This window comes from uncultured Winogradskyella sp. (genome assembly GCF_963975125.1).
GTDB lineage: Bacteria > Bacteroidota > Bacteroidia > Flavobacteriales > Flavobacteriaceae > Winogradskyella.
Window position 1 is genome coordinate 59,154 of sequence record NZ_CAXBGB010000005.1, and the last position, 8,830, is coordinate 67,983.

5 protein-coding genes are annotated in these 8,830 nt (G+C 33.0%); 3 read left to right on the forward strand and 2 right to left on the reverse strand.

All coding sequences use genetic code 11. From position 1 onward, the window contains the following. Nucleotides 1–302: 302 nt before the first annotated feature. Complete coding sequence (locus AAC053_RS01710; RefSeq protein WP_339752007.1) at nt 303–3,344, forward strand: S8 family serine peptidase; 3,042 nt, start codon at nt 303–305, stop codon at nt 3,342–3,344. A 53-nt stretch (nt 3,345–3,397) separates the two neighbouring features. Then, on the forward strand, nt 3,398–3,856 hold the full coding sequence (locus AAC053_RS01715) for a hypothetical protein (RefSeq protein ID WP_339752008.1): 459 nt from the start codon (nt 3,398–3,400) through the stop codon (nt 3,854–3,856). Between the two features lie 107 nt (nt 3,857–3,963). On the opposite strand, the gene odhB is transcribed toward AAC053_RS01715, so the two are convergent. Then, the gene (gene odhB / locus AAC053_RS01720) at nt 3,964–5,181 is read right to left on the reverse strand and encodes a 2-oxoglutarate dehydrogenase complex dihydrolipoyllysine-residue succinyltransferase (protein WP_339752010.1); all 1,218 of its coding nucleotides are present in this window, start codon (nt 5,179–5,181) and stop codon (nt 3,964–3,966) included. A gap of 208 nt (nt 5,182–5,389) precedes the next feature. After that, nucleotides 5,390–8,146, reverse strand: coding sequence for a 2-oxoglutarate dehydrogenase E1 component (locus tag AAC053_RS01725; protein ID WP_339752012.1), 2,757 nt, complete (start codon nt 8,144–8,146; stop codon nt 5,390–5,392). A gap of 168 nt (nt 8,147–8,314) precedes the next feature. Here AAC053_RS01725 and AAC053_RS01730 point away from each other — a divergent pair, with 168 nt between their 5' ends. Further along, nucleotides 8,315–8,806, forward strand: a complete 492-nt coding sequence (locus AAC053_RS01730; protein WP_339752014.1) for an alpha-ketoglutarate decarboxylase — start codon at nt 8,315–8,317, stop codon at nt 8,804–8,806. Nucleotides 8,807–8,830: the final 24 nt, after the last annotated feature.

Consider the following 8,830-nt stretch of genomic DNA (forward strand, 5'->3'; position numbering starts at 1 on the left):
TCAGCTATTAATCAATACCTCAAACTAAGTTCTTAAAAGCTCTAAATTAATTTTTAGTTTAGAGTTTTTTAAAAAAAAACAGATCTATGGAAACAATGAAAGATAATACTTCGAAACGAGATAAGTTATTTATAATTCTATTAATCATAAGTTCTATAATTATAATATCTGCAAATATTGCTGTTAATTTTTTTGGTTAGTTCTTATTTAAGAACTATTAAAACAAGCAAACATTGAGCAAAAGACAATTTGTCATAAACAAATATTGATTTAATTTAAAAACCCTTAACTTCAAAAATATTTTGAAATTAAAAATTTACATTACTTTATTTTTAGCATCTGTTTTTTATATAACAGATGCTCAAAGCAATTACTACTATTATTATAAAGGCGAAAAAATCTATCTAACGTTAGATAAAAGTGCGTTATCCATTAGTGTTTTTCAAAATTTTCAGAAACCTTCGTTAAATAACGTTGGTTTAAAATCGTATGACTTAAGAGATGATAATTCTTTAAATACGCCTTCAAATTTAAAGTATGCAACAATAGAGTTCGAAACTACACCTTCGGATTTGGAATATTTACAAAAAGTAAATAGTATAAAAAACACTCAAGATATAAGGACAGTATATCCCAACTTTATTGGAGAAAATAATATTAAGATAGGACTTTCTGATTATTTATATGTAAAACTTAAAGACCCAAATGACTATTCTATATTACAGCAAAAAGCTGCAGAGAAAGACTTAACTATAATTGAGCAAGATCCATTTATGCCATTATGGTATATATTGAGATGCACGCCCAATACAATTGAGCATTCTTTAAACGTAGCTAATAGTTTATTTGAAACTGGTCTTTTTGCTTCCGCAGTACCAGATTTGTTAACGAATATTAATCTACCATCTACCATAAATACTGCATGTGCTAACGATACAAATTTTGGAGATTTATGGGGTTTACAAAATAATGCTAACCCAGATATTGATATAAATATCTGTGATGCATGGACAATAACCGAAGGCACAGGAATCAAAGTGGCTGTAATTGATACTGGTATAGAATTAACTCATGACGATTTAGTAGATAATTTATCTCCTCTAAGCTATGATACCGCAACCAATAGTTCCCCATCCGTTATAAGTTATAATAATAGTTTACCACAACATGGAACATTTGTTGCTGGTGTTATAGGAGCTATTAAAGATAATAATCTTCAGGTTGTAGGTGTAGCTCCAAAAAGCACATTAATTTCTATTAGTTTTGATATTGCTAATGATTCAAATATCTTGTTTAACTTGTCACAAGGTATAAATTGGGCGTGGCAAAATGGAGCAGACGTTATAAATAATTCATGGAATTCACATCTACAATTTGATCCTATTGATGATGCTATTGAAAATGCATTAAATAATGGAAGAAATGGATTAGGTACAGTTGTAGTTTTTGCAGTAGGTAATGACGATAGTACAGTTAATTACCCTGCCAATACTAACAATGATATTTTAGCAGTAGGTGCACTTAATAGAAATGGCACAAGATCAATCTTTTCAAATTTTGGTACAAAATTAGACGTAGTTGCACCAGGAGAAGAAATCACCTCAACAACATTGTTTAATGCAATCACAGAAAGTCAGGGAACATCTTATGCTGCACCATACTCCTCAGGCGTTGCGGCATTAATCCTTTCTGTAAACCCATGCTTAAGCCCTCGTCAAGTCAATAATATTCTTGAAAGCACAGCACAAAAAGTGGGTGGATATAATTATACCAATGTTAACTACCGATTTAATGGGATATGGAATGGCGAAATGGGCTATGGTTTAATTGATGCTTATGAAGCTGTGCAAATGGCACAGAGTATGGGATCAACGTCATTAGATTTGCATATAAAAGATTCTTTCGATGATTCAGGGGCAGAACCAAATAATGCAACCGAGCACATGTGGAGAAGTCAAGATATTTGGATAAGAAATGGTGATGATGGTGGCGTAAGACATTTAAATCCCGAATATAGGTCTAATGATAATCCTAACTTTATTTATGTTAGAGTTATTAACAAAAGTTGTGTTGCTTCAACAGGTAGTGAAACACTGACAGTGAATTGGGCAAAAGCCAATACAGCATTAGCTTGGCCTCAAAATTGGGATGGTAGTTTACAAAACGATGGAGGTTTTGATTTAGGGGGTGTGCTGTCTCCCGTTACTATTCCTATTTTACAAGCAGGAGAAGAAACCATTGTAAAGGTTCCGTGGGTCGTGCCAAATCCTGAAAATTATGGTAATAATGAAAATCCATGGCATTTTTGTTTGATTGCGAGAATCGATGCTAACAACGACCCTTTAAGTTCGCCTTATTCAAGTAACCCTAATATAATGGTTAGAAATAATAATAACCAAGCTTGGAAAAATGTTACCGTTGTAGATTTAGTAGCGGACAGAACTAGTGCCATGGTTATGGTGGCAAACCCATCAGATGATGCTCGCACCTTTTTCTTAGAACTCCAACAAGAAACCAACGAGGAGGGTAAACCTATTTTTGATGAAGCAGAAGTTACTCTCAAGATGGATGATGTACTGTTTAATGCATGGGAACGTGGCGGTAAGGAAGCACAGTTAGTTGAAGATAAACAAGATGAAAAATATAAGTTGGTTATAGGTAACCACGTTATACTAGATAATATTATGTTTAATCCAAAGGAAATGGGATTACTAACATTAGATTTTAACTTCTTAACCAAAGAATTAACAGACAAAACTGAGTTTACTTATCATGTCATTCAAAGAGATGTGCATACAGGAGAAGTTATGGGAGGCGAAACTTTTGTAATACGCAAAAATGTTCGCGATATCTTTATTGCAGATGCAGGTAATGATAAAGAAATAGATGAAAATGAAACGGTTATCTTGAGTGCAGCGCAAATTAATGAAGCGGCTATTTATAATTGGTACGACACTGAAGGTAACTTAATTTATCAAGGCAAAGATTTAACAGTTTCTGCGGATGTAACAGAAAAATATAAATTGGAAATTATTGCAGACGCGGATGGTTATAAAGATTATGATGAGATAGAGGTAAAATTAAAACCTAGCAGTATAGAAAATATATCTCCTAACCCTTCATCTAACACCATACAGGTAAATTATAAACTCAATGGTATAAATTCTGCTTATTTAATGGTGGTAGGACAATATGGAACAAACGGAACATCTAACAATTATGTATTAGATACAAATACGTCCCAAACAATAGTGAATATAACTAACTACGATAATGGCTATTACACCATTGCATTAGTTTGTGATGGGGAAATTGTGGACGCTAAGAATTTATTAAAACAATAATCAATTAAAATGCCCAAGAATATCTTGGGCATTAAAGTTTAAAGTTATAAATTATGAGAACACTACTTTTATTATTAATGTTAATTTTTGTTGTTAGCTGCAACAACGACGATGATAACAATCCTGAATTTCAACCCACAGAAATAGCATTTACAGAGGTAGGAAGAGGTTCATTATTAGGAAATGGAGATGAAGGCATATCAGAATCAATTTTACTTATTAATACAGATACAGATTGGCAAAATTTAATGACACAAATGAATATTAATGGAAATACTACGGCAGGTTTTTCTGAAACTGATATTGATTTTGAAACCTATTCAATTATTGCAGTTTTCTTAGACGTAAAACTGACAAGTTGGTATTTAGAGATTACCAATATCATTGAAAATGAAACTAACATTACAGTAACTATTGATGAATATCAACCCATTATATTTTTAAATAGTATCACACAACCTTTCCACATTGTTAAAATACCAAAAACGGACAAACCTATTGTATTAGATTAGTCTAGTTTTAAAAAAACTATTAGTTAGTTCCTCCTATTGCTAGTGAGAACCAAAAAAAAGCGCAACTCCATTGGAATTGCGCTTTTTATATTTTAATAAAGAAAGACCTACATTTCTAAAGCCTTCTTTACATTATTATCCATTAATAATTCTTCCGGATTTTCTAATGCTTCTTTTACAGCAACTAAGAATCCTACTGACTCTTTACCATCAATAATTCTATGGTCATAAGATAAAGCCACATACATCATTGGATGTATTTCAACTTTTCCGTCCACAGCAATTGGACGCTGTATGATATTATGCATTCCTAAAATTCCACTTTGTGGTGGATTAATTATTGGAGTCGATAACATACTTCCAAACACTCCACCATTTGTAATTGTAAATGTACCTCCTGTCATTTCATCAACAGTAATCTGACCATCTCTAGCTCTCAATGCTAAACGTTTTACTTCAGACTCAACACCTCTAAACGTTAGATTTTCAGCATTTCTAATTACCGGTACCATTAATCCTTTTGGTCCTGAAACTGCAATACTAATATCTACAAAATCGTAAGTCAACATTTGTTTTCCATCGATCATAGAATTTACAGCTGGATACATTTTTAATGCTCTAACAACAGCTAAAGAAAAGAAACTCATAAACCCAAGACTTACTCCATGTTTTGCTTTAAAGTCTTCTTTGTATTGTTTACGTAATTCAAAAATTGGTGTCATATTAACCTCATTAAATGTGGTTAACATCGCTGTTGTATTTTTAGCTTCAACTAATCGCTCAGCTACTTTACGACGCAACATTGACATTTTGCTATGCGTAGAACTTCTGTTTCCGCCTGTTGGTGTGCCCATTGAAGGTACCGCATTTACAGCATCATCTTTAGTAATTCTTCCATCCTTACCTGTACCTGAAATAGAACTTGCATCAATTCCTTTTTCTGCTAGTACTTTTTTAGCAGCAGGACTTGCCGTACCTGTTGCATACGTTTTAGATTCAGTAGTAACAGGTTTTGGATCTTCCTTTTTTGGTGCTTCTTCTTTTTCTTTGTCCTCTGTAGCTTTAGCAGAAGAGGATTCTGGCTTTGCAGCACTGGTATCAATTAAGCATACGACAGCTCCAACTTCAACTGCATCACCTTCTTCAGCTTTTAGTGTAATTATTCCACTAGCTTCAGCTGGCAGTTCTAAAGTTGCTTTGTCACTATCTACTTCAGCAATCGCTTGATCTTTTTCTACATAGTCTCCGTCTTGCACTAACCATTCTGCAATTTCTACTTCAGTAATTGATTCGCCTGGTGAAGGCACTTTCATTTCTAAAATCATGGGCTTTATTTTATTTAAGCTGTTATACCAAATAAACTTCAAAATAATCAATTAAGTTCGTTTCTTTTTTCTCTATATTTCAATATAAAATATCATCATAACTAAAGCTATGTTAAGATTTTCTATTTCATCTTTAGAAAAAATAATTCAAACTTATTATCAATCATTTTAAAACTCATTAGGTATGATTTGAGTTGTATTATTTCTTTTATCTCTGGTTGCTTTTGGTTTTATCAAAAACGTAATCTATAACTTCTTTATGACGTTTTTTAGAACGAACAGAACTACCTGCTGCTGGTGCTCCATAAGGTCTTCTACTCGCTCCTCTAAACTGTCTAGCTTCATCAAAATGCATTATTAAATGACTGTAAGCACCCATATTTCTTGGCTCTTCTTGTGCCCAAACGATATCGTCTGCATTTTTATATTTCTTAATGATTGCTCGCATTTCTTCAGCTGGAAGCGGGAACAATTGTTCTATTCTAACTAAGGCAACATCATCTCTTTCTAGCTTTTCTTGTTCTTCAAGTAAATCATAATAGAATTTACCCGCTACAAAAACTAGGGTTTTTACTTTATCTGCCTTGGCATTTTCATCATCTATTAGCATCTGGAAATTTCCATTTACAAATTCATCTACAGTAGATACTACTTTAGGATGACGCAATAAACTCTTTGGCGTAAAAACAATTAAAGGCTTTCTGAAATTAGCTTTCATTTGCCTGCGCAATAGGTGGAACATATTTGCTGGAGTCGTACAATCTGCAACAAACATATTATCCTTTGCGCACATTTGTAAAAAACGCTCCATACGACCAGAGGAATGTTCTGCTCCCTGGCCTTCATAACCATGTGGCAATAACATTACCAAGCCGTTTTGCGTTTTCCATTTATCTTCACCCGAAGATATATATTGGTCTATCATAATCTGAGCGCCATTGCTAAAATCACCAAATTGTGCTTCCCAAATAGTTAATGTATTCGGGCTTGCCATGGCGTAACCATAATCGAAACCTACAACACCATATTCGGATAGCAAAGAATTGTAGATATTGAATTGACCTTGGTCATCAGAAATATTTTTATGTAATATGATTTCTTCTTCGCTATCTTCAACTTTAACCACTGCATGACGATGCGAAAATGTTCCTCGCTCAACATCTTGACCGGATATTCTAACATCAAAACCTTCAGCTAAAAGTGAACCATAGGCCAAATGTTCTCCCATTGCCCAATCCAATCGATTTTCATCAAACATGGTTTGACGAGATTCAATTAATCTTTGAATTTTACGAATAAACTTTTTATCAGATGGTAGATTAGAAATAACTTTAGTAATAGCTTTCAAAACTGTTTTAGAGACTGTTGTATCAATAGTCTCCATCATAACACCTTCAGTCACTCTGGTTAAACCCTTCCACTCCTCTTGCATAAAAGCGGTAATCTCGGTTTTAGCTTCTTTACGAGAATCTTCTAGTTTTTCCTCTAACTTTTCTTTATACTTAGATTCAATATGCTTCACATAACCTTCATCAATTACGCCTTCATCTAATAATCGTTGAGCATAAATATCTCTTGGGTTTTTGTGTTTTGATATGGCTTTATAAAGCAAGGGTTGTGTAAACTTAGGCTCATCACCTTCATTATGTCCATATTTTCTATAACCTAGTAAATCTATAAACACATCGCGTTTAAATTTCATTCTAAAATGTAGCGCAAAAAGTGCGGCATGTACCACAGCTTCTGCATCATCTGAATTTACATGAAGTACAGGTGATAAAGTTACTTTGGCCACATCAGTACAATATGTACTCGAACGACCATCTAAATAATTGGTTGTAAATCCTATTTGATTATTAACAACAATATGAATTGTTCCATTGGTTTTATAACCATCTAGTTGCGCCATCTGCACTACTTCATAAACCAATCCCTGTCCTGCTATAGCAGCATCTCCATGCACCACAATCGGAAGTACTTGTGAAGCATCAGTTATTTCCTCTTTATCTTGTTTCGCTCGTGCTATTCCTTGTACAACAGCACCTACAGTCTCTAAATGCGATGGATTTGGCGCAATATTTAGATTAATCTTTTTGTTGTTATAAGTCTCTCGATTACTTGTCCAACCTAAGTGATATTTCACATCTCCGTCAAATACTTTTTCTTCATAATCTTTACCATCAAACTCACTAAAAATATCTTTTGCTGATTTTCCAAAAATATTAGTCAGAGTACTTAAACGACCTCTATGAGACATTCCCATTACAAACTCCTTTACGCCTTCATCTGCGGCTTTTTCTATGATTGCATCTACTGCAGGAATTAAAGATTCGTTCCCTTCTAAAGAAAAACGCTTTTGACCTACATATTTTGTATGAAGAAAAGACTCGAAAGCAACTGCTTGATTTAATTTTTTTAGAATATATTTCTTTTCGTCAGTAGTAAATATGGTATGATTGTCATTTATATTTAACTTATTTTGAATCCACTGAATTTCCTCAGGTTTTCTTATATACATATACTCTACACCAATTGAACCACAGTAAATACTTTCTAAGTGATCTATGATATTTTGAAGTGTTGCTGAGTTTAATCCTAGAATTTCTCCAGCAGAAAATTTAGTGCCTAAATCATTTTGATTTAATCCAAAATTTTCAATTTCTAAAGTTGGTGCGTATTTACGTCTTGCTCTAACGGGATTTGTTTTAGTAAACAAATGTCCACGGTTTCTATAACCATCAATAAGTTTTAAAACCTGAAATTCTTTTTGAAGTTGTTCTGGTATCTGAGTAGATACTCCTTCAATAATTTCATCTTCCATTCCATAACTTTCCGAACCAAAATCATAACCTTGAAAAAAGGCACGCCAACTTGGTTCAACAGAATCAGGATTTTTTAGGTATTGGTCGTATAAATCAGCAAAATATGCTGTATGCGCTGCGTTGAGAAAGGAATATTTATCCATTACTTTTTATGAGACGTTGTCGTTTCAACAAAATTTATTCAAAAATACAACTTTTGCTAAAAATAGATGTGGTTTTATTATATTTATAACAATTAGAAAAGAACCATTTTCAATATGATAAATTATAATTCAATTAGGATTAAAAAATTCATTTTATCTAGCTTCTTAATGTGCTTTTTTATCTCATTTTCATTTTCTCAAAATACGTCATCAAAAACAAGTGATTTTTGGAAAAATGTACAATTTGGAGGAGGCTTAGGCTTAAATTTAGCCGAGGGCTTTTTTAGCGGAGGGTTATCGCCCTCAGTACTCTATAGAGTTAACCCATATGTTGCCACAGGTGTTGGTCTAAATTTTATGTATAGTTCTCAACGCGATGTTTTTAAATCTACAGTTTTAGGAGGAAGTATTTTAGGTCTATTCAATCCTTATAGAGAACTTCAAATATCAACAGAATTCGAACAACTTTTTGTAAGTAGAAATTTTAACGAACAATTTGCGAACTATGCAGATGATGATTATTCGTATCCTGCTTTATTTTTAGGACTGGGCTATACAAGTGGCAATGTAACTTTTGGTATAAGATACGATGTTTTATATGATAAAGATAAAAGTATTCAAAATGAAGCTTGGATGCCTTTTGTTCGATTTTGGTTTTAAAAATATAATGCTAGTACTGACTTA